Origin of the sequence: Pedobacter petrophilus (assembly GCF_009674725.1) — a bacterium.
In the GTDB taxonomy this organism is placed as follows: Bacteria; Bacteroidota; Bacteroidia; order Sphingobacteriales; family Sphingobacteriaceae; genus Pedobacter; species Pedobacter petrophilus.
In genome coordinates this window covers 1-24,205 of the sequence record NZ_WKKH01000056.1, presented here as the reverse complement: position 1 = coordinate 24,205, position 24,205 = coordinate 1, and the positions used below count along the sequence as shown (strand labels likewise).

Here is a 24,205-nt window from a genome sequence, read left to right as displayed (position 1 = left end):
GGACCTTATTAAATTAACTCGGCTAAGGGGGGCTTTTTAAAGTGGTGAAGAGGGGTCAATTTGAAGCGGTTTATCCACTTGGGGCAACGAAGGTCATCAAACCCTTAGTGTGATCATAATACTGTTGGCCATATCTCATTTTGCCAATCACATTTCTCTTTAGTGATATGCAATAGAAATCCAGGGAAAAATGTTTCCATACAGAATCATCCAGTACACGGATGTTAGCGATATGAACCATGCTGATTAAGGGGTGCAGTGGTTCGGGCAGGGATAGTAGCCGATGTTTCTCGGATATGGAATTAATCACCTTCATGCTTTTGAATTTATGCTCCTCAAAGAAACGCAGTTTTCATTAGTTTTTTACAAACTATCAAATATTATCCCATTACTTGCTTCCTTATTTCCTTCCGATGCTTTTCACTACCGATTGCCAAGCGTCTTTCGTACAAGGCCTTCGTATCCTCGCCAACAAGATAGCGTATCTGATCCTTACCGTCGGTGGCGGCCTGATAAACTACTTCGGCTACCTGTTCGGCTGATATGGCCATGCCCATCATCTCTGCTGCGCTTGCAAATAAGCTATTCTCAATATCGGTATAAGCGGGATGTAGAGCTGTTTTTAGTGAAGAGACTAAAAAATTGGTTTCAGTTGCACCTGGAGCAACCGTCTTAATACCGATATTGTGGGGGGCTAGCTCAAAGGACATGCTCTCGGACCACCCTTCAACACCAAACTTAGTAGCGTGATAGATAGAGTGCAGTGGAAATCCTAAAAATCCTCCCATAGATGTGGTACTGATAAATAGGCCACTTTTCTTTTCCCTAAAGTTTGGAATGAAGGCGCGCGTGACGCGAATCACGCCAAGGAGGTTGGTATTGATCTCATCTACTATTTGTTCATCGGAATAAGACTCCAGGGCACCCATCAAACCATAGCCTGCATTATTGAATACGACATCAATATCATGCAGTGCTATTGCTTTGGAAACGGTTAAGCTAATCTGTTCAGCACTGGTAACATCGAGCGGAAGTACAGATACAAACTCCAACGCATTAAGCTCCGTTTCTTTCTCGGGACTTCTCATCGTTGCAATAACATTCCAACCACGCTGTTGAAATAGTTTAGCAGCTGCCTTTCCCATACCGGATGACGCACCGGTGATAAATATCGTCTTTCTCATTGTATTTTGTTAAATGCTGCCAAATTAAGCTAAAGCTGTTATTGGTATGTTTCCAGAACGGACTTTGTTGTATCCATTTCAGTTCTATTATCTGGGCCTGTTGCACCAGCGATTGATCAATCCGCTATGGATACAACAAAGTCCGTTTTGGAAACTTTTTATACCAGATGGATACTGAACTTTAAGAGAAATATTCGCGATATGAAAAACAGCCGTCGGACTTTTATCCGAAACCTTGCCATTTTACCACTAGCAAGCCTGGGCATACCAAAGGTATTTATGACCAGCTGTATAAGTGCGAAACAACCAAGTAATCCTCACAACCCTATCGTTAATCATCCTGATGGCACAAAAACTCAAAATTTAAACCATTATTATAAACAAATGCAGAAAGTAAGCTTTAATAATAGAGATTGGAAGGTTGCGGCCGATATCCATCTGCCTATGGATTTTGACCCTAATAAAAAATACGCGGCAATTGTCTGCGTGCATCCCGGTAGCAGCGTCAAAGAGCAAACCGCAGGAAGATATGCCGCCAGAATGGCGCAGAACGGATTTGTAGCCCTTGCATTTGATGCATCGTTTCAGGGAGAGAGTGGTGGCGAGCCCCGCTATCTCGAAGATCCTGCTACCCGGGTGGAGGATATCCGTTGCGCGATAGACTATCTGACTACATTGGAGTATGTGGATGAGGCCAGAATTGGCTTGATGGGGATATGCGCGGGTGGTGGTTATGCTGCCAATGCCGCACTCACCGAACGGCGGGTAAAAGCGGTAGCGACCGTGGTCGGGACCAGTGCCAGCAGAGCATTCGGAGAGTCAGATGCCATAAGCACCTTAGAGGCTGTAGGTAAACAGCGAACCGCACAAGCCAGGGGAGCGAGCGCTATGATCGTTCCCTGGACGCCAGCATCTGCTAAGGATGCACAAGAAAAAGGATCGGCAGAATTTGATATGTTGGGTGCTATTGATTATTACAGAACGCCCCGTGGAGCATATCCAACAGCGAACAATAAGTTGCTTTTCAATAGTATGTCCGCTTTGGTGGTTTTTGATGCCTACCATCTTGCAGAGCGTTACCTCACTCAGCCCCTACTAATCATTGTTGGCGACCAGGTTGGCGCGTTTGGGTCATACCGGGACGGATTTACGCTTTTCAACAAGGCAGCATCTATTAATAAAAAGATACATGTTGTTAAAGGTGCAAGCCATTACGACCTATATGATCAGCCAGAAGCGACTGTTGAGGCGCTGAAGAAACTTATTCCCTTCTTTCAAAAAAATCTTTAGCGATGAAACGATCACTGACTGGGGAATGCATAGAAACCATTTACTTTCCTTTTATCCATAGAAAGAAAAACATCAACAAGGGAAACGACTTTTCGATTTGTTAATTAGAGCAAACAACCACTATGAGGATAGGCATCATCAGTGAGATTAATTCCAACGAAATGAAGGGAATAATTTTTGACGAAAACGGTCAGGATATTATCTTCTCGCTCGATGACTGTCGAAGTTCCAAAATTACAGAATTTGATTGGGTTAGCTTCGATATCGAACTTACCACCTTTGGATTAAGGGCAGTTGATATCAGGGAACTTAGATAACCAGATATACTCTGCCCTGATTTGGTAAATAAACCTCAGGCAGGCACTGCATTCCAATTAGAATAATTAAAAAAATAGTTATTATGTTAAGTCTTTTCACCGCCAGCCTAATGCAGGAGCGATATGTTCCATAATAGCAGAAAGAATGTGAACGATATATGCTAGTCCCAATGTATCGGGTATGGTAAATAAAATAGTGTCAGCTTGGTGGCTCACCTCATCTGTTGACAATTCATCAATAAGCTTAACTGGTTCAGCTGCAAGCTCTAGCCAAAAATAGCCCGCCTATCAGCCTCGAGGTAGCCAAATCCATCTGCTGCACTGGTGTGATCCCCAAAAAACGATACCTATCCTCATCGCTGATGGTAGCGGCGCCAAATCAAAAAAATGTAGCGAATCACATTGCCTTAGCGGCCTAGATTGGCCGATCCATCAGCTTTCAGGTCCATGCTCTTCGCCTTGCCACTAGACCCTCCCACAATGTAAATAATTCCATATCCCTAATATTGCGCTGTTCCCTGATCTTCCACTTTAACAACGGACTCATTAAGAGGTATCACAGTTAATAAATTAGACGATGAAACACCTAGACCAACCATTATTTCGCTCCCAGCCTAATATTTATTGCGGTAAGTCCATGATTGGTTAGGTCTATTTCAAACCATACTACATCCCCAACACTCAGCTGACCCCTTAGATTCCTTAAACAGAATTGTATCTCCTGATCATTCTCATCAACTAGGTATCCACACCCCGCGGTTGTTATAATACTTGTTATCACCCCTTTTCTCATGCTTTAGCTAAAATTTAAATAACGTTATTTAACAGTATTGGTTTGGCACAACCTTTTTATTATCAATCATGCTTCCAGATAAGATTTACTCCTTTTTGAGTTTCCTGGGGGAGGATTAATTGAAAGTTATATGGATGTATACCTATTTGAGCGTAATTGTAAAAATGGACTTTATCGGGTACTTCACTAAATATATCTTGTCTGAAAAAGTTTACAACGCCCAGTATGCTTTTCACATATTACCAGAATGATTTTAAGCAGCTCCATAAAACTGCATGATTTACTATATCAAATACTATTGACAACCTTCTGTATTTTTACCATCTACAATTCAAAGATTAAACAGCAGACATACATCCATTTTTCGGGAAGAATGAAACCATTCTAAAGCGAGCTTAAACCGCAATGCAAGATAAATATTCAAAATCAAAAATTATCCAGTCTTGAAATGTGAACAAATTGAACATTAGGCGTGATTTAATTTTTCAAAAGCGCAGATAATAATGCAAATAGTGATATTGAAAATTGCTCAGGACGGGATGTAAATTTTGTTATCCAAGGTAATGATTGGCTGGTTCATATCTAAATTTGGTCAGTTCGCCTGATTGCTAAGTTTAAGCTGTCGGTTGTGGTATACTTTTGCGGATATATATGAATTCAACATTGAATATAAAGACGCAAAGTTTAGCCTTCTATTACAGAAATATTCCTAACAAGTCTTAGTAAAAGCAGATTATACTTTATGCTTGCAAGTGCAATTTTTAAATAGCAAAGCACATTTATAATTTTAAATCTATAAATTTTTATTTACCGCAAAAATCGTTTTAAACGACGAACATCCTATGAAACACATTAATATTCTTACTACAACAATTGCTACCTGTTTTATTTTATTTTCTGGCTGTAGAAAAACAAATGAACATCCCCAAACACCGGATTTAGCTGAAGTGGAACCGAGTGCCTGCATTAATCCTCCTATACGTGTCTGGTTATTTGACGAATTTAAAAAGTGGGGCCAGGAGCCAACGCTCATTGCAGCTAGTGAAGCGTTGCAGATGTCAAACTTGCCAAATATGTACGCACTGCATTATGAAAATAGCCCTGAAAACCAATACTTTGGTGTTAATGGTGAATATACCGAAAAAATTGATAAGGCCTTTATCGATGTAAAACGCTTTTGGAATATCCAGTCCAATAAAATTATCAAAGTCGCAGCGCACGGATCCATGCTGCAGGATCGAAGTAAAATACTTAAAATGTATAAGAATGTATATAGCTACAGTGATGACAAAGCAAACCTCTACGCCGACTCGATAGCTACATTGCTTAAAACCTATCCGCAGTATCTTAACGGGAAACATCCAGCTTTTACCTTTAATCAATATGCTATTCCTGACACAACCATTGCGAATGTGGGTCAAATTCCAGCTAAAATTATCATTTGTGATGGCCTATTGGAAGGTTTCGATGCAATTGGTTACGGAGATAATGCTCCTCAGGCAATTCTTGCCCATGAATTCGGGCATCACATTCAATATGAATTGGGTATTTTAAAAACAGGTATGAAACTCGTCCCGAAAACATCGCGCCGTATCGAATTAATGGCCGATGCTTATGCCGCCTACTTTTTGGCGCATGCGAAGGGGGAAAATATGCAACTTAATGATTTGCAACAAGTTGCTGAGGTGTTTTTCAATACAGGTGATTGCGATTTTACTGTTGATTCGCACCACGGCACACCTGCTCAAAGAAAGGCAGCCACTGAGTGGGGATACAAACTGGCCAAAAATGCTTTTAATAAAGGCTATATTTTACCAAGCACCGAATTTGCAAAACTGTTTGACGCAGAATTAAATAATATAGTTAAAAAATAATCTTTCATAACAATAATAGTTCATTCAATATCAAGGCGACCAATCACCCCTGCGGTTGTGGTAAAATATTATTTACTTTGCTGCACGTGCGCCATATTTGCCTTGGTATGTGAGATGTTTATTTTTATCAATTCTAATTCATTTATAACTGTGAGGACTAGATTTCTCCCCAAAAACAGTCAATTTCATAGATTTGCCCGGCTAGTTTTTGGGGAGGGGTTCAAAACGCTCCAACAGGTCTCGCATGCGGCACTGAACTGATTTGAATTTAAGGCACTGCGCATTAAATATGGATTAGAATTTTGACAAAATAGATTGTCATCTAAAATACAGGATTAGGATTCACCTGCATTTGCTTGATAAGTTCTTTAAATAAGTTTTCGGTACTTCCACGTTTGCTTTTAGATACAGACTGGCCAGCCCAGAGCGAGATGATATCCGCTATTCCATTTAATTTACCAAAGTCCCTTAATGCAGTTGTCAAACTGTTCTGATAGGGATAATGCGGGATATTCAAATCAGCATTTTTTATGTCCTGCATAAAGCTGTTTCTGATTCCTCTTGCCCATTTGCCCGTAAATGCCTGGGTTAGTTCAGTTGAGGTATCAGTAGCTGCTAGTGCCTGTTCTTTGTACACTTCGCCCGCCGCACTTTCATCTGCCGCAAGAAAATAACTGCCGAGCTGTACCCCTACTGCACCAAGGGCAAATGCCGCTTTGATAGTTCGGTGGTCAAAAATTCCCCCGGCAGCAATAATCGGTATTGACACCTTATCTACAACCTGCGGAATAAGTGCCATCAAGCCAGTTTGCGGAAGCTCTTCACCTACTATAAAGCTGCCCCTATGCCCACCGGCTTCAATACCCTGGGCAACGATAGCATCCATGCCTGCATTTTCCAGCAAGACCGCTTCTTCAACGCTGGTTGCTGTTCCGATTAGTTTGACACCGCGTTGTATGAACTTTTCAATTACGCCTGCCTCCGGTAAACCAAAAGTGAAACTTACAATGGGCACCTGCTCATCCAGCAGGATATCGATTTGATCAAGATGGTTATAAAATCGGCAACCAGAAATTGATTGAGATTTGAAGGGCAAATTATATTTCTTGTGAAGGATCTCCATAAAAGTCTCCATTTTTGCAATATGCGCTTCTATAAGCTCAACCTCCAGAGAATGGGCAAAAAGGTTTACCGAAAAAGGCTTATCAGCTTTAGCTTTGGTTTCTCTAATTAAGGCTAAAGTTTTTTCCGGTGAAAGCCCGCCTAAAGGAAGAGCACCTAATCCACCCGAATCGGCTACTGCTGCAACCATAGCTGGGGTACTCACCCCTAACATGGGTGCCTGAACAATTGGGTAATTAATATCTAGTAAGTGTTTAAGGTCTTTCATAAGGATATAAATTTATTTTTTCAAGACTGGAATTGTATTAAACTTCTTAAAAAGAGTGCATCAATACAGCACCTTTCTCTGTATTGGGGCATAAACCATTTCTATTTACTCTTACTCGATTGAACCAGGTTACTACTGTTGAAAATAACAACGGCCATCAAAATAATGCTGTAAGCGATAATTGTTATCAAGCTAAAGGACTCATGATATAGCGTGATGGATAAAATGAAAGCAATGATGGGATTTAAATTTAGAATCATTCCAACTTTTGAAGAACTTATCCCACTCAACGCATACAAATTCAGAAATAGTGCTACAATGGTGTAAAGGATTGCGATAATTTCAACATAAAAATAAAATTGAATTTGTGTAGGAAGAGGACCGGAATAGAATGGATAGAAAGGAAGCAGGCTAATTGCTGATAAAACAATATGAATATTCAGGGTCAAAAACTTATCAAAGCCATCGTTTTTATTTTGGCTAATCAGATAACATGCATAACTCAGTCCGACGATTGCACTGTAAAGCATGTTAATCAAGCTTGTATAGGAAAGTAATATGCATCCCGTAAAGCTTAGCAGTACAGCAAACCATTGCGAAGAGTTCAGTTTTTCCCGTAAAAAAAGATATGCCAATACTGTGGTCAACACTGGGCAAATCAGATAAGCTACTGAGGTTGCACGCACATTAATGTGGTTCATTACATAGATAAATGAAAACCAATTTATGGTTAAAAGTATACTTGCACCAATATTCAGCCAAAGAATTTTATTTCGCTTTTTGACTGGCAAACCAATAAAGCGCTCAAGATTTTCTTTCATTTTCTTACGTTTCCATATCATGGAAACCACCGACATCAATACAGCACAACTAAAAACGCGGTAAAATAAGATATCCAGTGAAGAATAACTTTGCAGTGGTCGTAACACTAAGCTAAAAGAACCCCAGATTGAAAACGCAACTATTGCTGCCAGATAGTATTTAAAATTGTTTAAGTTTTTCATTGATGCATAATATTATCCATTTATCTTGTAGCACTGGCTGAGTTTATATTTGGAGACAAAGTTAAAAACAAGAACCAGCTTATGACAAGTTTATAGCCATGGGCAAACTTTTTCAGAATGAAAATATTTATATACCAACGCTGAATGTCAGAAAAAACTACCTCAGAATATTGTGAATTTGTGGCAGCTATCTTAGCATGGTCTTTCCAGAATATCAAGTAAATTGAGAGATGGCACTGCTCGCAGGGTACTTTCTGACCATTCGGCATGTGCTTAGGTGGTGGCATGATTTCGCTGAAGAAATCCGGGCTTGATAACATTAGATCGATGCACATAGGATTGCAGGATTGACCTCCCCCCATTTTCCCCCGATTAGGTAATATACGAATAAAAAGGACGTAGGGCTTCCTGCGACAAAAGTCTATTCGATGAAATTTAACCCTTGCATTTTTTAAAGGTGATGCCTCCTTCCGAACATACATATTATGCCGATTGGGAAATTGAGCTGCTGGGAAATTGCAAGCGCATACCGATTTAATAACATTGGGACTATTGGCAGACATCGTAAAATAAGAATCATGGAAATAGGGGAATATGCCAAGCCCTCCATTTCTCTGAGCATAATTAGTAGTGATTGCACTATTCTTCCCAAACTGTTGGCAAAGACAAAATACTATTTTAAACTTTTTGATTTGGTAAAAAATTTAGGAATTAACGCCTGTCCTTGCTGTTAGTAAAACTCGTGCATGAATGACACTTTTTACTAACAGCAAAAGACAAACATATTTATGGAAAAGAAATTCCTCCTAATGAAGGATTAACTATGGAGGGTATATTGTTGACATTAGCACATAACCAATATCTTGCTAAGGCGCCTCAAACTTCCACAACTGGGCATCGGTTGCATTCCAGGACCAGGATCTTACATTGGCTCCTGCTACGTTGCTCGCATCTTCGATATCTAATACATTATTGCTTGCTCGGGCCATCACCCTGTACCAACCATTGCCGGCTGATTCGATTTTCCATAGCTGACAATTGCTCCCATTAGCGTCAAAAACGCCCACATCTGTTCCCCTATCAAGGCCACAGCTGCTCAAGTCCAGAGATTTGTGGCTAGGTTGTTCTGATATTATCTTATAGAAGCCGTTTCCCTGATAGCTAATGTTCCACTTTTGCCCGTTGCATGTTGTTTTGGTCCAGGTTCGTACATCTGCGTTCAAATTTGAGCATGCTGGAATATCGAGAAATAGACCGGCGCCTGAAGAGGTAATCATTTTGGATTTGATTGCGTACTGGCCGTTGGCAATCGGATTTGGAACTATGCAAGCCGCAGTTCCGGCAGCTTTGATGACACCAGACTTGGTAATGCTTACCGGCATTATATTCCCCGAGGCATCAAAGAACATCCTATCTATTGCCACCTGCCTCTGGTCGACAACGGTGCTTGTTCGCCTATGATAGATAAATAGAAATTCATCCGGACAGCCTGGCTTTACCAGTACCGCGTTATGTCCGGGACCTTTTATCTCACCTATGGGAGATGTTATTCTTCCTTTACTGGTCCAAGGCCCCATCGGGCTGCTGGAGGTCGCATATTCAACATGATAGTCATCATCAGTATACCATTTAACAGAATACATCAGATAATAGATGCTATTTCTTTTGATCACATATGGAGCCTCAAAATAATTGGACGGTTTCTGATGGCCAAGCGTTCCGGTTAAGGAGACCATATCAGGGTTAAGTTTTTGGATGTTTAACAAGGTGTTGCCCCAATACATATAGGCTTGACCATCGGTATCAATAAAAACCATCGGGTCTATTGGGTCAGTGCCGTCTCCAGTTGCCAGTGGCGATCCTTTGTCGATAAATGGCCCTGTAGGACTTGTGCTTACCGCAACGCCAATCTTTTTTTCTGCCGTATAATAAAAATAATATTTTCCGTTCCTGGCCACAACGCTTGGAGCCCAGCCATCTTGCTGTGCCCAGCTGACGCCCGCCAAGTCCAGTATAATACCCTCATCATTCCAAGATAGCAAATCAGTTGATGAGTAACAGTGGAACTGGCTTGCACCGGGACCTGTAGCGGTCGTGTAGATGTAATACTTGCCGTTTGTGTATAAGATATCCGGATCAGCTGTTGGTGAGGGTAGTATGGGGTTTCCACTCATCTGTCCTAGTGCTGCCATCGCGATAAGATTACTGGATGAAACCATGAGATCAGGATGAGCATCAATTTTTGCCGACGGCAGTGTATCGAGATCCTTTTTTAAACAGGAGGACAATAATAGGATGATAGTTGCTGCAGCTGTTAGGCCTTTAAGGCGGCGAGTGATACTAGTTCTCATAATAATGATAGTTTATATGGTTAGGATTTTTCAAATGCACATCACTGTCAAATCTATTTCACGGAAAGTTGCTATTCCGAATATCTTTAGCGCTAGCATTATTTACCAATATAACCCTTTACCATCCCTGCTCGCTGTGGTGCGCTAATATGCAATATAAAAAACCCCAAAATATATGGTGTATCAATACTTATCCTAAACGTCTCAATTTAACGGTAAAGGAAAAGCCTTTAAATGTATGTTAGCGGATAACTCTTGCATGAAGTATACAAGGATTAATGATAACCTGGGTTTTTATTAGTTTACGGGTTAACATACGCGAATATTTGGAACTCAGGACAGCTATCTATCGGCTCTGGCCTGCTTAGAATGCATTGGAATGATGCTGAATTTGTTTAAAATTATCCCTTTAATACGATTTGAACCGAAGAAAGCAGGCTTGCACGCAATTTTGATTAAAATAGGCTGGAAGATCCGGCTAAGCAGTTTAAACCGGTAACCTTTCTGATTATTTGAGCGATTTAAGGTCCGTTAGATATTGATGGATTTGACTTACGGCCATCGCTCCCTCACCAACTGCAGATGCAACTCTCTTTACTGAGCCTTTCCTCACATCACCAATGGCAAAAAATCCCGGTACGCTCCCTTCTAGGCTTTGTGGTTTTCTCTTTCTAAATATTGAACACGCTAACAATTCAGATTGTTCTATATCATTTCCGGTCTGGATAAATCCCTTGGCATCCATTGAGACGGTGCCATTAAGCCATTCGGTACATGGTTTTGCCCCTATAAAAGTAAACAAATTTGAAACCCCTATCTTTTGTGTTTCTCCAAGCCTATCCAGGACTATCGATTGCAGGTAATGGCTTCCATTTAACTGAATGATATTACTTTTGGTATGAACAATAATATTGGTCGTAGTAAGGATTCTCTGAACTAAATAATCACTCATTTTATCCCCTAAATCATTACTACGAATGATAATATGAACCTGAAATGCATGATCTGCAAGAAACAGGGCTGCCTGCCCAGCTGAATTTCCACCTCCGACCACACCAACGATTTCATTTTTACAGGCCGAGGCATTCATTCCGGTTGCAGAATAAAAAACGCCATTGCCTTCAAATTTTTCGGTGTTTTCTAAGGGTAGCCGTCTGTATTCCGCTCCGGTAGCAGCAATAATCGACTTTGCCTTAATATTCTTATCATTTGAAGCGCATAAGTTAAAATAGTCACCGTTGTATTCAAGCTTTACTGCTTTTCGTGGAATAGAGATGTTACACCCAAATTTCTGAGCTTGCATGTAAGCCTTGTTAGCAAGGTCATTCCCAGATATTCCTATCGGAAAACCCAGATAATTTTCGATTTTTGAGCTCTTTCCGGCTTGTCCACCAGGTGCATTACCATCTATAGCAACTACGCTCAGGCCCTCTGAAGCTGCATAAACACTTGCTGCCAGACCTGCCGGTCCGGCGCCAACAACCAGCACATCATAGATTTGGTCATCGAACTCAACAAGCACACCCGTGAGTTTGGCAAGTTCTGCTATTGAAGGTTTCTTAAAAACTTCCCCCGACATACTCAGCACTATAGGTAGGTCCATGTCAGATAAATTGAAGCTTTGCAACAGTTGTTTTGCTTTGTCTGAGATATCGGTATTTAAAAAAGAGTGCCAGATATGATTTTTCTCCATAAAGTCCCGTAGAACATAAGTTTCTTTAGATCGCTCTGAACCAATAATTTTTATCCCCCCGGTATATTCTTTCAACATGTATTCCTGCCTGCGCAGAAAAGCCCCCAACAGTACATCACTTATGCTACTATGGGTTGCTATCACCTGGATTAACACTTTAGGCTCTATCTTGAGTACGGTAGTGCCCTTTGCGGCTAGGGCGTTGAATGGAATACTCCTATTGGATAGCATACTATTGTCTCCTGTAAACTCATTAATTCCATGTGTACCCTTTATCTCTTTATTATTGGGATCGGTAATGCATACTTCACCATTTAATACGACATAAAAGGGATAATCATGATCACCAACTTTAAAAAGGAAGGTTTCCTTTGCAAAGGTTATAATGGTACCAAACTCTTTTAGTGTATTAATTTGTGTCTGGGTTAGAACTGGAAACCTTGGATCAGTCATTTTAAATTGATTTATAGAGGAGGCAAATTACTTTGAATTACCTAAAGCAGTACTAACGGAAAATAGCTGGTGAATTTTATACCCTACCATATTATTTATCGTAGAAATAAATTTATAAGAAATGAAAGTAAGAACAAGTGATAACAAGCTATACTCAAATACATAGCGGTAGTAATACCTTCGCTGCTGCTGAATGCTTTCAAATTACCATCGTGCTCTTTTTCTGACGGTTATCAATTTTTTATATCATCATTAGCGCCATCAGCTGAATTGCGCTTGGTTTAGCGAAGATAGGTTAAAGGCTATAAGAGCAAGATTTCAGATTGCAAATAGAGACCTGATACCAATTCAATTGAATAAGATAAGTCCCGGCCATTGGCCGGGACTTATCTTTTCCCAAAACAGCTGAATTTATTTATCGCTATTTTTTTTCTCTGTAACCTCAGTTCTGATTTCCTGAGCAAGGACTTTGAGTTCCTGCATTGCTTTGCGCACGCGTGTACCTGCCGCAGCGTTCCCAGCATCATAAAATTTTGAAGCATCTGTCTCAATCGAGGATACTAGCTCCTTTACTTTTTTAAACTTTTCCATAATTTTGTTCTATACTACCTATAAATGGGCAGCGGTTTATAAATTTAATATTCGCTTTAGAGAAAACGAGCTGCTAAAATACAAAAACAGCTTAAATGCCCAAACCCTGGCTCGTCTAAACCTCCTTGTATTTCGATGTAGCTACCGCTTTTTTCAATGCCTGTTCTTTTAAGAATGATGGTCATTGTAACAATACATTTATTTGCAAAGAACCTATCGCCTCGCCCTTTTTATAAATAGCGCTGTGAGCGATGGGATCAGACCGAGGACTGTGGAATATAGGGGAAGATATAGAAATAATAGCCCGCTGGTTGATGATCCTGAAGCCATCTTATTAATATCAAAATACCACCCGATCTGCATTGCGAGCGGATATAATAATAATGCCACGAAGGATAAAAGATAGCATATACGTAAAGAGCGTGTTTTCACTTCCCTGAATAGTTTTCTTTGAAAGACGCAAAAGATCAGAATTGGGAGAAGCTGATAAACAGCAAAGTAGTTAATTCCTAAAAAAACAAAAATTAGTGCTGCACAAAGCAGACAGAATAAATATGGAATGAAGTTTTTCATTTAAAATACTTAGTTTTCAATTCGGAAGGGACAATATGGTTTGTGGTTTCCAAACCGATGTAATGTAGCCTAGACAGCCCATACCAATGGGTGCTTAAAAGATCTTTATATTGTTTTTTCAGTCAAAATGGGATATCTATACATTATGAAACATGTGTTTGGGAGGCTTTGAAAAAATCTTCCATAATGCTGCTCGATATCATAAAATGGATTTAAAGAACATTGCTTGGAATTTCGATTTCTTTTTTATCTAATTGTTTTTCCTATCGTAAAAGTCCAAGACTTAGGCCAAATTTTAATATCATTGTAGCGTTCCTCAATCGTTTTATCCGAAAGGTTTACTTCTAAAAAAACCCAGCAGCATTTTTAACATTGATCTCAAAACACTTTTCAATGTTTCAGTTCGCTATTAAAAAAAATTAACTCATCTAATATCTGGAGTAAAGAAAACTGATCTTCCAGCTTTGAATCTGCGAAGATTGGTTTGCTTTTCATAAGGCATCCCATCGGGATAGGTTATGAATTCGACTGAAGTGCCCCAAGGCGTCACACCATAGCAGAAAAAATTCTTTTCACCTGTTTCCAAAGGAAACAAGAGTCGATCTGGGTCTGATAATAACTTCCCTCCCGCCTTCGAAAATTTTTCCAGTGATGATTTAATGTCCTCTGTATAGATTGCAAAATGTTGTATCCCGAGATCACTGGACTTAACAGCTTCGCGCTGCCCATTAACGTGAACTTCAAACAATTCAATGTCTGGCCCACTTCCTATCTTGATCATTCGGCAGGCGAAAAGTTTTGTTTGAGGCGACAAATTCAAATTGGCTTCATTACCATCAAATTCAAGAGGAGGCTGTTGCTTGCTATAGGATTCATATAGAATTTCCGCATCAAATGCCTGTTGTAGAAAGCTACTTGCGCTTTCTATGTCGGGCACATTGATACCAATATGATCAATTCCAACAGTAATATTGTTTTTTACATTGAGTAAATCATATGGATGATTAAATGACAGCGTCGCAGGAACATGCGTCATGTCCATAAATTCCCTCAACAAAGTGATTTTTCCATTCTCGGCAACCAGCCTACCCATGAAAGACTGTTGATAAGGGTTACCTGTAACCACTTCTTTGCCACTTATAGCATATTCTGCAAAAACCTGTTCGGATGTTTCCATTTGGATGGTTATATCCTCAGATCTAAATCCGACAAAAGTTCGTGGTATTGCTTTTAAAAATTCATATACTGCATCTCTTCCTTTCCACTGCCAGGAGATACCCAAACTATTCAGGTATGGTAACTCTATAGCAGCATCTTCGGCGAACAGTTCGATAACGTTCTCCGTGTCATTAATGTTTTCGAGATAGCTAAACAGTAATGATGTTGCATTTTGATATTTTTCCATTTGATTCTGGTTTTTTAAAAAGACATATTAGGGTAAAGAACTCGAGGAACTAAGTTGGCCGATGCTTGTCTGTGCCCACCAAACGCATATTAATCATTCTGTGGCCAACTTACCGATGCATTTATCGGAAGATGGATGAGAATACAGACCTTTTTCTTCTAACAAAAACAGATCCTTATTTTTCTCATTTTAGCAGCTTAATCTATAACTTGCTTAGAGCAATGAATATCAATTAGCTATTAAGATGGTTCTACAACTTCGCTTAGGTTCGAAAGCACACCAATTTGGGCCAATAGTTCAGTAGCGATATTATAGCAGTGAAAAGATTTTACCTTTCCGTTTTCCATGTGAAATACATCGCAACACGGTACGTTGATCTTTTTATTGGTCGAAGGAATAGTTCCTAGGGGCATTTGTAACGGACCTTTATGTGTACCCTGCAAAGCAAGCTCAACGATAACCACATTGTCTTCCGCATTTACATAAAATTCAAAGAGCTCCCTATGCATATCAGGGAAAGCTTTAGCATAAATTTTAATTGCTTCGCCGATTTCCTGCCCTTGATATTTAATACCGGATGAAACGTCCAGAAAGTAACCATCTTTGCTAAAAAGGTCAACAAAGGCTTTGAGATCCTGAATTTCCGCAACTCTGTAAAGCTCGCGAATAATGTTTTCATTTTCTGATGCTGTTTTCATAATATCTTTTTTTACATAGGCATAAAGATCAAATACTTTGCAATATTAATAATGTGACATGAATCACTAAATTCAGATTCTTAAGCCCAACACACATCATTAATTACAATCTGTCCTGCAATAAGCAGGAATTTAGAGATCCTAAGCGTGAGTATAAGTATTCCCCAACAAACGAACTTTATTCGCCCGAACCTTATCGATAAGGGGTTTATAGCTAAACGCAATCAAAAAATTAAAGGAAAAATTTTGGTTAGTAAAACACTCTTGTTGCAAGCAAGATAGTTGATCATTTACTTTTCCTGCCGAACTAATGAAATAGACTTGTTGGTAAAATAGTGAATACGTTATCTATGTTAAAGAAATCTAATAATACTCCGATGTACCTGTGAATTTAAACGAATAGTACAGTATCAAATTATTACTCATGGTTTAGATACCTCGGGTTAGCACATTTAACATGTAGGCGCTGTCCTCATCGATTAGGAAGGCTGATATGTATTATTAATCTTCCAGACAAAATCTACCTGGGCAATTAAGATAACTCATCAAAGCGTTTTAATCAGTAATCATGAAAAAAATTCAGAATACGAACTACTTTGATAAAGATGCGCATGGTAAATCATTGCTCTCTATACTAACCTTTCTGTGCTTTACCCCCCATTCGATCAGACTTAAAATAACATCACTCAAGTCCATTGCAGATGACGTGAGTCAATATTTAATTAGAACTGGAGTAGAGTCTATAACAGTTCTTTTGATGATGCCATCCATTTCCAGGTCTTTGAGTTCTTTTGAAAGCATACGAGGTGTAATGGCGGGAATTAATCTTCGAATATCAGTAAAACGAATATCTTCCTGAAATAAGGCACAGATAATAATCATTTTCCACTTTCCGGAAAAAATATTGAGTATCTCAATTAGTGCCATAGCATGATCAGGTTTGCAATTTTTAAGGTCTATTAAGGTTTTAATATTTTTATACATAGCAGATCCAGATTAGTATACTTTAGTATACTGATATACATTACATACCAAAGGAAGCATATATTTGTTGAAAAAGAAAGAGAAAAAATGAAAATATTATTATTTGGTCGAGGGGTAATTTCAACACAATATGCCTGGGCACTTGAAAATGCAGGAAATGAGGTTACGTTTTATGTTAGGCCCGGCAGGATTGCTGAATATGGTCCAACCGTTGATCTAAATATTCTAGACACCCGTAAAAACATCAAAGGAATTAAGATAAAGCATGAATGGAAGATTACAATGATCGATGATTTGAATGCTAATCACGATTACGAGCTGATAATTTTGAGTGTACAACATTATCATTTTAAAGATGCAGTTGATTTCTTAGCCAATAAGATTGGAAGTGCTACCGTATTAGTATTTAACAATCTATGGGAAGAACCTCAACAAGCAGTTCATAAACTTCCAGAAGGTCAGTTGGTTTGGGGTTTTCCTATGGCAGGTGGTGGATTTGATGATAAAGGCACATTAAATGGCGCACTACTTGACCATATTTATATGGGTACTTTGGGTGTAGTCCAAAGCCAACGCAGTGAGGCAGTAGCAAATTTATTTAGAGCTTCTTACTTTAAAATAAAAGAATCAAAAGACTTTCGCTCCTGGCTATTTGGGCACTTTGTTTTTAATGCAGCATTACATCTTGAAGCTGCGAGGTCCAATACAGGATTAATTTCATTGGAGGCTATGAAAACTACGACGTTTTGGAAAAATGTTGTTCTGAATGGTAAAGAATTGATACCATTGCTTAAACTTAGGAAGGTAGATTTAGATGCGGCATCAGATCTGAAAATGTTTAATTTACCGCCTTGGCTTTTAGCAATCATAATGAATCTTGTCATCAAATGGGTTCCTGCTTTAAGAATAATACTTACAAGCCATTCAAACCCAATTGAGATAAAATCTTATGTTCAGGATGTAATATCCAAAGCAAAGGAAATTAATATTCATTTACCTAGGTATGAACATAGCGGCAACGCTGAGTAACATAAATACTGGTAATAAACCCAGAAACTAAAATAAACCCAGTCAATTGTATGTTGTCAGGCATAATCTGAACTCTATAAAGAGTTTTAATCCTAGAAAGGCTGTACGAACAGGGTTTTTTAATTACAAATACTAGCAGTATATGCAATTGCGTTTATAAAACAACCCATTGATTTACAATAATCTAGCTTATAGAATTTTTGTTACTGTCCTATAGTAAAATCACGATAAAATCAATGGGTAAAAAAGCATTTCGCTTTTTTAAAAACACTTTTCACCAATATGATAGTAAAGTTTATTTTTGCACTTTACCTATTAGTGGTAGTCTGCCGAGCATATTTTTTAAGGCCATCGAGTCCCATGGAAGGTGCTCAGCAATAGTAAGACCTACAACATCAACTTCCTTGGAAACATCAGAAAGAAGTCGAATTACTTGTGCCATATTCATAGCGCCAGAAGGAGAACCTTCAATTTTAGGTACTGATGGATCTGGATTGGCAAAAAGTAGTGATCGAAAAAGTGTAGGATCAAGAACATCGAGGTCAAAGTGTATAGCAAGTTGTTTAGCACCGATGCCCCTTAACCATTCAATAACGGGTTCGCTTGACTTGGCTAGGGTATTTGGTCCAGCACGACGCAGATCAAGACGCTTAAACAAATTTTCTTCCACTCTCAATACATCCGGTAAACTTGGCAAAGTATCACGAATACCGGCGAACATTACGTTACCAGGTTTAATAGGTTTTTTCACCAATTGAGTAAAATCTGTTTCTCCCTCTCCAAGTAAATTGCCCATGACCATTGCATGCGCGTGTTGAAATACATCTTTGGTCATGATATCAGGATGTGTATCTAGCCATAATACCGCTAATTCTCCTTCATATATCTCATTTAGGTAAGCAAATGGAGACAGAGAAACCAAGCAATCTCCACCAAGAACAACAATTCGTTCAGGCTGATGTTTATCGATTAATCTACGGGCGTCACGGGCTTGTTCAAGCAGCACTTTCCTGGCTACAATACCATCTTCCACAGTTAAAGGATTGCCATCTGGCTGTTGCACTGTGACCCGTTCAATTGGTCCGGAAGCATCGGGGGCAAGCCACGACAACATTTCCGATCCAAAGACATAAGATTCATTATTGCCTCCCTGCCATTGAGGGAATAAAAGGCGAAGGGTAGAATTTTTCTTTTCTTCATTTTTGATTTTTTCATTTTTCATATCGATTCCCTTTATGGTTACTCTATTACTATTGATTACTTTGAGGGTAGATTTTTAAGCCCCTGCTTATGCAACTTTGCATGATTTGTAATCTTAGAAATTTTTAACCGCTATTCTTAAAGCAAAGTTCCAAGGTTTAATACATATTGTGATGTGATATGAATCACAATTTAGCATTAGGTAAAATCAAATAATCGGCTACGGCCAGATAACCATTGAAACATTGAAGCTATAGTAAAAATGTCGAAATATATACATGACAAAAGTAAGGGGAAGTTATATCCATTCTACTCAATGGCTTTGTAGATTTAAAAATTAACGCCTTGATTGGCACCTATTACAAAAACATTTTTTCCATCGAAAGATTGCAACTTAATTTCCGTGTTTAAGTTGCTTGCATAATTTACCTTTATTTAAAATTATATACCGCAATTTTTTACGTTTAAGAATTGATGCTTTAGGCAAATCGGACCATTTGCATTCAAATTAAGTATATGTTCTTGTTTGGCAGATCTTGCTGTGCTATAGTTTGAATAGATGGATTAACTAGTCAAATTGTTTGGATTGTCTTAGACTTTAATTAAATAACTGCCTAAACTCCAAAGGCGAAAGATTGGTTTTACTTTTGAAAAGTTTGCTGAATGATTGAGGATGTTCAAAGCCTAATTCATAAGCTATTTCACTTACAGATAATTTTGTAGTGCTCAATCTTTCTTTGGCATAATTTATCAGTTTATTTTGAATATGCTGCTGCGTATTTTGTTGCGTTTGCAATCGTAGCAGTGTTCCTAAATAATTGGGTGAAATGTTTAGTTGCTTTGCAACGTCTGTTACGTGGGGTATTCCATTTTCGGATAATTTTCCATTTTCAAAATACTGGGCAATTACTTTTTCAAATCGTTCTAATAATTCATGGCTTGATTTCTTTCGGGTTAAAAACTGGCGTTCATAAAATCGTTCTGAATAAATAAGTAACAATTCTATTTGGGCAATAATAAGTTCCTGACTGAATTTATCAATATTAGACTGGTATTCTTTTTCAATATTTTCAAGAACATCTACAATAACTTTCTCTTCTTTATCTGACAGGAACAGCGCCTCGTTTACAGCATATTGGAAAAAATCATAAGACTTTATTTTCTTTGTTAATGCGGTATTCCATAAAAAATCGGGATGAATGAGCAGAAGCCAACCTGTTGGCTGGACCACAGCATTCTGATTGATTTCTATCTTCAAAAATTGAAGCGGTGAAACAAATGTTAGAACACCAGAATTAAAATCATACTCTTGATGTCCGTAATTGAACTTGGCATTAACATTTCGCTTTAAGCCAATTGAATAAAAATTCTGTATCCATTTCAATTCATTTTCATTAGCCGAATACGAAACTTTGCTGTAATCTATCAGACTAATCAATGGATGTTCAGGATTGGGCAAATTGCAGAATGTATGAAACTCTGCTATTGAATTAAAGCGAAATGTTTTTTCCATAACTACAAATTTATTTTTTTTCTTTACGCAAAATCATGCCACCATGATACAAAATTCCCTCCTTAAACTCTCCATCTGCGGTAAAACCAGTATCGTCTTTGTAGTCAATATGATTTCCCGTGACTTTATAACTACCTTGATAGGCACTCTTGAGATTACCCCGTGCTTCATCATATCTATTGTTAGCCAATAGTTCATGGCGAATATGGTCGTCCTTTGTTACCCACAAACCAATATAATCTTTGGTTTCTTCCATCGTTTTGTTTTTTTCCATGGGTCGATTCTTATTAATTGTACAGCTCGTGGTCAATACAGTCAGGATTAACATGCTGTGGAGAAAGTGTATTTTTTCCATTGTTCAAGGTCTTTGGTTATGATATCAATTTTATTTTGCACCATTTCAAAAGAATCCTTTCCTAAAAGTAAATGAACAGGTGGATTTTCTTCTTCGCTTATGGCAATCAAGACATCTGCCGCTTTTTCGGGGTCGTTTGGCTGATTTCCGTTAATGGCATTGCTGTGTAATTGCTCTGATTGGCGGGCAGCTTCATAATCCTGTATAGGATGTTTGGGTAACATTAAAGAACTATTGCTAAGAAAGTCTGTACGGAAATAGCCAGGATAAACAACCGAAACTTTTATTCCAAACTCTTTTGCTTCTTCTGCCAATGCTTCTGTAAATCCAGCAATTGCAAACTTGGTAGAGCAATAGATGCCCCAACCTGCAAAACCCCCAAAAAATCCGCCTGCCGATGAAATGTTAAAAATGCTACCAGATTTTTGATGTCTTAGATAAGGCATTACATTTCTGATAATATTCAAGGTTCCGAAAACATTGATATCAAAATTTTTTCTTGCTTCTTCATCAGTGAGTTCTTCTAACGTTCCTGTTTGCCCATAGCCAGCATTGTTTACAACCACATCAATTTTACCGAAATGTGCAATGCTTTTTTCAATGGCAATTTTTACATCATTGTTATCTGTTAAATTTACTTTAAGTGGTAAAAAGGTCTCAGAAATTTGTCCGATTTCTTTATTTAAAGATTCTGTGTCTCGTGAAGTGGCAACTACATAATAACCGTTTTTTAACAACTTTTTAACCAAAGAGAGTCCTAACCCTTTTGAAGTTCCTGTAACTAACCACACTTTTTTAGTTTCCATATTCTTATATTTTCTATTTGAATTGATGTTACAAAATTAACTTTTGGCAAAATTTCTGATGTAACCAAATCAATGAATGATGTAGCTAAATCGTGATTATTTTGTTGATTGACGGTGGATTATGTGAGCGTACATGAGAGCGTCTTCTCAAGCAAGAGAAGAATTGTCTAAAAAACCATTGTCGAGTTGCGGCTTTACGCCATGAAAACGAACCACAACAAACAGTTATACTAATCCGTTTACCAGAGTTTATGGCGGATGATGGGTACATCCTATGGTCAACCTAACATTACAGTATAATCAATTTGAGGGCTAACCTAGATCCCCCTAGCTTTCAACTCCATAAATATTAAAGCCGACAAAACTGCATCAAAAATATTCTTAACTGCCCCTTTTAGTCGGTTTACAAAATAGGTAGCGTTTGCTATGTGAGTGAGTGAAAATTTGCAGACAATATTCTAAATATACTCACTGAACACTTGGTTTTTTAAAAGAACTCCCACAGTCAAGAGTAAATTTGCTGATTCAAGGGATTTTCCAATAATAGCATCCGCCTCACATTCCATCTCGCTGATTTCTTCATGAGATAATGCTGTAAGCATTACGATGGGAATATTCCGGGTAGCCATATTAAGCTTCAATTCGTTACAAATCTTCCTGCCGTCGGTATTTCCTAGCCTTATATCCAAAATAATCAGATTGGGCAAAAATTCATCAACCTGCGAAGAGAACAATTCAGTCGACTCAACACACCTTACTTCATAACCGGCATCTTTAAGAATTGCTCCAAAGCTGTAAAGCGCGATTGGGTCATCATCTAGAAATAAAATTTTCTTATTCATGTAAATATCATTATAGAAGGTAAGGGCTATAAATATCAGCTGATATATTGTTTTAAAATTGGATTTTTTTATCTATCTGTTTGTGAATATTTACTAACTATAAATATAAAACGCTAACTTCAAAATAAAGCTATCTGAATATTTCAGTGGGCTAAATTAGTTAAACGCACTCAAATTTCAATGGTATGCAAAATATTGAACAAATTGCACAGCTCAAAAGGCTGATATTAACAAACATGACTTCAAAACAAATCAGGCTTGAAGATTGCAGGCCTCTATCAGAGCAGATATTTATTAAAACAAAGAACTACTTATCAGAGCACACAATCCAAAGCATTTTCTTTTCAAACAAACTGTTACTGACACCGTTTATCTTAAATAGTCTTGCGCAGTTTTGTGACTTTGATAGTTGGGAAGACTACCTTAAGAAGAACTGGGAGAGGTAGAGTGCCGCTTAATATAAAACCCATTCTTTCAGCCCTTAATTGCTTCTAGAATAATACTTGAAAGGTAATACTAAAAACGGACACTCTACCGGTTCAATTTTTAAACCATATCTCCTGAATATGAAACTCATCTCTTTCTGACGAGACATAAGGGCGAAGCCAAAAACCGCAATTTGTTTCACTTGTATTAATTTGATGAAAACGCCCGAACTTTATCAAGTTCTCTCTGCTGCATACCAACCTATTATGTCCTTAATTCTTGCACTTACTTCTCTGTTTCCTGAGCCATTGAACATCTAAATGGTTAGAATATGGCGGCATCATTTTATTAACTTTCTGAAGGTTGAAAATAAATGTTGCTGTATCTAAAGCTTGATGAGTGTATTTTTGCAACTTCCTATTATATTATATGTCAGGCGCCGTCTGTGCTGTTTTTTAGGTTTCTGGTTTTAGTTGTTAAGATTTCTGAATTGACTACCTTGACTTTCGGGGAATTGGTCATCAAAAAGCGGGAAGTTTCTTCCATTTCTTTCAGGGTATCGCTTAGGTGTTCATATGCTGTTTCCACTTCAATGCGGACAATAAAAAATAATTCTTGTGTTTTCATGGGATTTAGTTTTAATATAGGTTTAGAAACTGATTATACTGGAGATTAATATCCTGTGGATTTTCAATCTGCAAGGTCTCGGATTAGCGTTACAGTATAGCTCATCGAGGATATAAAAATGCGGCATACCTGATCTTGCGGTTTTTGAGTAACCCTACCCGTTTTGGGCAGGGTTTAAATATTTAAGCTGGAAGGATAATTTCTGCCTCGATTTCAGCCAATCGATGGGTACATAAATCACGAACGAAACTTGCCACGGCTTTAATAATTACCGGGTTTTTAGTAGAAAATTTATTGCGTTTATCGTCTGTAATCTCAAGTTCACAGCCCTGATAATAGTTTGATGTGGTATCCTCAGCCTCCTGCTTTTGCTCGATTTCGAACTTATCCAAGTTAGCAATCGTATAAACCAGTCTACCCCGCTGAACCATTCTACGGTGCAGTTCTTCCACCAGCTTTAGTGTACTTTCCAGATTTAATGCTGGCTTCTCCGCTTTGACCTCGGCTTTTTGCGGCCTGTTGCTATCATCCTTCGGTTGCTGCAGATCTACAACTGTCCCAAGAGATTTAGGGGATTCCGTGTTTTGCCTTATGGTTTCATTTATGGGAGCCGACGCGTTTTGTTCTTTTTCGGCACCGTCTATTACAGCGTTTTTATTTTGGCTGATTGTATTTGTTTTTCCTCCCATTGGCTGATAGAATGGGTTTTTTAAGGTTTTGAGATCCAGGATGGATAAACCGCTTCAAATTGACCCCTCTTCACCACTTTAAAAAGCCCCCCTTAGCCGAGTTAATTTAATAAGGTCC

21 protein-coding genes are annotated in these 24,205 nt (G+C 38.4%); 4 read left to right on the top strand and 17 right to left on the bottom strand.

The genetic code is table 11. The annotated features are described in order from the left end of the window. Positions 1-70: 70 nt before the first annotated feature. Together GJU39_RS20770 and GJU39_RS20765 are read right to left on the bottom strand one after the other, a co-directional pair. Positions 71-316, bottom strand: a complete 246-nt coding sequence (locus tag GJU39_RS20770; protein WP_154282919.1) for a hypothetical protein — start codon at positions 314-316, stop codon at positions 71-73. A gap of 64 nt (positions 317-380) precedes the next feature. Next, the gene (locus GJU39_RS20765; RefSeq protein WP_154282918.1) at positions 381-1,184 is read right to left on the bottom strand and encodes an SDR family oxidoreductase; all 804 of its coding nucleotides are present in this window, start codon (positions 1,182-1,184) and stop codon (positions 381-383) included. Between the two features lie 126 nt (positions 1,185-1,310). Between GJU39_RS20765 and GJU39_RS20760 the strand changes: the two genes are divergently transcribed. The 3 genes from GJU39_RS20760 to GJU39_RS20750 all read left to right on the top strand — a co-directional run bounded on the left by GJU39_RS20760 (position 1,311) and on the right by GJU39_RS20750 (position 5,458). After that, complete coding sequence (locus GJU39_RS20760; protein ID WP_209437698.1) at positions 1,311-2,474, top strand: alpha/beta hydrolase; 1,164 nt, start codon at positions 1,311-1,313, stop codon at positions 2,472-2,474. Positions 2,475-2,635: 161 nt separating this feature from the next. Beyond that, complete coding sequence (locus GJU39_RS20755; protein WP_154282917.1) at positions 2,636-2,791, top strand: hypothetical protein; 156 nt, start codon at positions 2,636-2,638, stop codon at positions 2,789-2,791. Positions 2,792-4,426: 1,635 nt separating this feature from the next. Beyond that, complete coding sequence (locus GJU39_RS20750; RefSeq protein ID WP_154282916.1) at positions 4,427-5,458, top strand: neutral zinc metallopeptidase; 1,032 nt, start codon at positions 4,427-4,429, stop codon at positions 5,456-5,458. Positions 5,459-5,780: 322 nt separating this feature from the next. On the opposite strand, the gene GJU39_RS20745 is transcribed toward GJU39_RS20750, so the two are convergent. The 8 genes from GJU39_RS20745 to GJU39_RS20710 form a co-directional block, all read right to left on the bottom strand. Next, positions 5,781-6,848, bottom strand: a complete 1,068-nt coding sequence (locus GJU39_RS20745) for an NAD(P)H-dependent flavin oxidoreductase (protein WP_154282915.1) — start codon at positions 6,846-6,848, stop codon at positions 5,781-5,783. A 101-nt stretch (positions 6,849-6,949) separates the two neighbouring features. Further along, positions 6,950-7,852, bottom strand: coding sequence for an EamA family transporter (locus GJU39_RS20740; protein ID WP_154282914.1), 903 nt, complete (start codon positions 7,850-7,852; stop codon positions 6,950-6,952). A gap of 866 nt (positions 7,853-8,718) precedes the next feature. Further along, positions 8,719-10,044, bottom strand: coding sequence for a family 43 glycosylhydrolase (locus tag GJU39_RS20735; protein WP_245228044.1), 1,326 nt, complete (start codon positions 10,042-10,044; stop codon positions 8,719-8,721). Between the two features lie 667 nt (positions 10,045-10,711). Continuing rightward, positions 10,712-12,349, bottom strand: coding sequence for an FAD-dependent oxidoreductase (locus GJU39_RS20730; protein WP_154282912.1), 1,638 nt, complete (start codon positions 12,347-12,349; stop codon positions 10,712-10,714). 411 nt (positions 12,350-12,760) lie between these two features. Then, the gene (locus GJU39_RS20725) at positions 12,761-12,940 is read right to left on the bottom strand and encodes a histone H1 (protein ID WP_154282911.1); all 180 of its coding nucleotides are present in this window, start codon (positions 12,938-12,940) and stop codon (positions 12,761-12,763) included. A gap of 997 nt (positions 12,941-13,937) precedes the next feature. Further along, on the bottom strand, positions 13,938-14,918 hold the full coding sequence (locus tag GJU39_RS23655; RefSeq protein ID WP_209437697.1) for a nuclear transport factor 2 family protein: 981 nt from the start codon (positions 14,916-14,918) through the stop codon (positions 13,938-13,940). A gap of 239 nt (positions 14,919-15,157) precedes the next feature. Beyond that, positions 15,158-15,616 carry an ester cyclase gene (locus GJU39_RS20715; RefSeq protein WP_154282910.1) on the bottom strand — a complete coding sequence of 153 codons (459 nt, stop codon included), beginning with the start codon at positions 15,614-15,616 and terminating at the stop codon, positions 15,158-15,160. A gap of 711 nt (positions 15,617-16,327) precedes the next feature. Next, positions 16,328-16,600 carry a winged helix-turn-helix transcriptional regulator gene (locus GJU39_RS20710; protein WP_209437696.1) on the bottom strand — a complete coding sequence of 91 codons (273 nt, stop codon included), beginning with the start codon at positions 16,598-16,600 and terminating at the stop codon, positions 16,328-16,330. 87 nt (positions 16,601-16,687) lie between these two features. Between GJU39_RS20710 and GJU39_RS20705 the strand changes: the two genes are divergently transcribed. After that, positions 16,688-17,629, top strand: a complete 942-nt coding sequence (locus GJU39_RS20705) for a ketopantoate reductase family protein (RefSeq protein WP_154282909.1) — start codon at positions 16,688-16,690, stop codon at positions 17,627-17,629. A gap of 295 nt (positions 17,630-17,924) precedes the next feature. Here the strand turns inward: GJU39_RS20705 and GJU39_RS20700 are convergent, their stop codons facing one another. The 7 genes from GJU39_RS20700 to GJU39_RS20670 form a co-directional block, all read right to left on the bottom strand. Continuing rightward, on the bottom strand, positions 17,925-18,851 hold the full coding sequence (locus GJU39_RS20700) for an arginase family protein (protein WP_154282908.1): 927 nt from the start codon (positions 18,849-18,851) through the stop codon (positions 17,925-17,927). A 576-nt stretch (positions 18,852-19,427) separates the two neighbouring features. Continuing rightward, entirely contained in the window at positions 19,428-20,342 is a 915-nt protein-coding gene (locus tag GJU39_RS20695) for a helix-turn-helix domain-containing protein (RefSeq protein ID WP_154282907.1), read from the bottom strand. A 10-nt stretch (positions 20,343-20,352) separates the two neighbouring features. After that, complete coding sequence (locus tag GJU39_RS20690; RefSeq protein ID WP_209437695.1) at positions 20,353-20,616, bottom strand: Atu4866 domain-containing protein; 264 nt, start codon at positions 20,614-20,616, stop codon at positions 20,353-20,355. Between the two features lie 47 nt (positions 20,617-20,663). Then, on the bottom strand, positions 20,664-21,503 hold the full coding sequence (locus tag GJU39_RS20685) for an SDR family oxidoreductase (RefSeq protein ID WP_154282905.1): 840 nt from the start codon (positions 21,501-21,503) through the stop codon (positions 20,664-20,666). A 458-nt stretch (positions 21,504-21,961) separates the two neighbouring features. Next, positions 21,962-22,345, bottom strand: coding sequence for a response regulator (locus GJU39_RS20680; RefSeq protein ID WP_154282904.1), 384 nt, complete (start codon positions 22,343-22,345; stop codon positions 21,962-21,964). An 858-nt stretch (positions 22,346-23,203) separates the two neighbouring features. After that, positions 23,204-23,398 (bottom strand): hypothetical protein, encoded by a 195-nt coding sequence (locus GJU39_RS20675; protein WP_154282903.1) that lies wholly within the window; start codon positions 23,396-23,398, stop codon positions 23,204-23,206. Positions 23,399-23,580: 182 nt separating this feature from the next. Next, on the bottom strand, positions 23,581-24,087 hold the full coding sequence (locus GJU39_RS20670) for a hypothetical protein (protein ID WP_154282902.1): 507 nt from the start codon (positions 24,085-24,087) through the stop codon (positions 23,581-23,583). Between the last annotated feature and the right edge of the window lie 118 nt (positions 24,088-24,205).

What these genes read in the sequence shown, in the direction of transcription:
- GJU39_RS20765 (WP_154282918.1), bottom strand. Translation starts at nt 1,184, where the DNA reads ATGAGAAAGACGATATTTATCACCGGTGCGTCATCCGGTATGGGAAAG.
- GJU39_RS20705 (WP_154282909.1), top strand. Translation starts at nt 16,688, where the DNA reads ATGAAAATATTATTATTTGGTCGAGGGGTAATTTCAACACAATATGCC.
- GJU39_RS20725 (WP_154282911.1), bottom strand. Translation starts at nt 12,940, where the DNA reads ATGGAAAAGTTTAAAAAAGTAAAGGAGCTAGTATCCTCGATTGAGACA.
- GJU39_RS20690 (WP_209437695.1), bottom strand. Translation starts at nt 20,616, where the DNA reads ATGGAAAAAAACAAAACGATGGAAGAAACCAAAGATTATATTGGTTTG.
- GJU39_RS20740 (WP_154282914.1), bottom strand. Translation starts at nt 7,852, where the DNA reads ATGAAAAACTTAAACAATTTTAAATACTATCTGGCAGCAATAGTTGCG.
- GJU39_RS20710 (WP_209437696.1), bottom strand. Translation starts at nt 16,600, where the DNA reads ATGTATAAAAATATTAAAACCTTAATAGACCTTAAAAATTGCAAACCT.
- GJU39_RS20750 (WP_154282916.1), top strand. Translation starts at nt 4,427, where the DNA reads ATGAAACACATTAATATTCTTACTACAACAATTGCTACCTGTTTTATT.
- GJU39_RS20700 (WP_154282908.1), bottom strand. Translation starts at nt 18,851, where the DNA reads ATGAAAAATGAAAAAATCAAAAATGAAGAAAAGAAAAATTCTACCCTT.
- GJU39_RS20770 (WP_154282919.1), bottom strand. Translation starts at nt 316, where the DNA reads ATGAAGGTGATTAATTCCATATCCGAGAAACATCGGCTACTATCCCTG.
- GJU39_RS20755 (WP_154282917.1), top strand. Translation starts at nt 2,636, where the DNA reads ATGAAGGGAATAATTTTTGACGAAAACGGTCAGGATATTATCTTCTCG.
- GJU39_RS20760 (WP_209437698.1), top strand. Translation starts at nt 1,311, where the DNA reads ATGGATACAACAAAGTCCGTTTTGGAAACTTTTTATACCAGATGGATA.
- GJU39_RS20695 (WP_154282907.1), bottom strand. Translation starts at nt 20,342, where the DNA reads ATGGAAAAAACATTTCGCTTTAATTCAATAGCAGAGTTTCATACATTC.
- GJU39_RS20670 (WP_154282902.1), bottom strand. Translation starts at nt 24,087, where the DNA reads ATGGGAGGAAAAACAAATACAATCAGCCAAAATAAAAACGCTGTAATA.
- GJU39_RS20730 (WP_154282912.1), bottom strand. Translation starts at nt 12,349, where the DNA reads ATGACTGATCCAAGGTTTCCAGTTCTAACCCAGACACAAATTAATACA.
- GJU39_RS20735 (WP_245228044.1), bottom strand. Translation starts at nt 10,044, where the DNA reads ATGGCAGCACTAGGACAGATGAGTGGAAACCCCATACTACCCTCACCA.
- GJU39_RS20685 (WP_154282905.1), bottom strand. Translation starts at nt 21,503, where the DNA reads ATGGAAACTAAAAAAGTGTGGTTAGTTACAGGAACTTCAAAAGGGTTA.
- GJU39_RS20680 (WP_154282904.1), bottom strand. Translation starts at nt 22,345, where the DNA reads ATGAATAAGAAAATTTTATTTCTAGATGATGACCCAATCGCGCTTTAC.
- GJU39_RS20715 (WP_154282910.1), bottom strand. Translation starts at nt 15,616, where the DNA reads ATGAAAACAGCATCAGAAAATGAAAACATTATTCGCGAGCTTTACAGA.
- GJU39_RS20745 (WP_154282915.1), bottom strand. Translation starts at nt 6,848, where the DNA reads ATGAAAGACCTTAAACACTTACTAGATATTAATTACCCAATTGTTCAG.
- GJU39_RS20675 (WP_154282903.1), bottom strand. Translation starts at nt 23,398, where the DNA reads ATGAAAACACAAGAATTATTTTTTATTGTCCGCATTGAAGTGGAAACA.
- GJU39_RS23655 (WP_209437697.1), bottom strand. Translation starts at nt 14,918, where the DNA reads ATGGAAAAATATCAAAATGCAACATCATTACTGTTTAGCTATCTCGAA.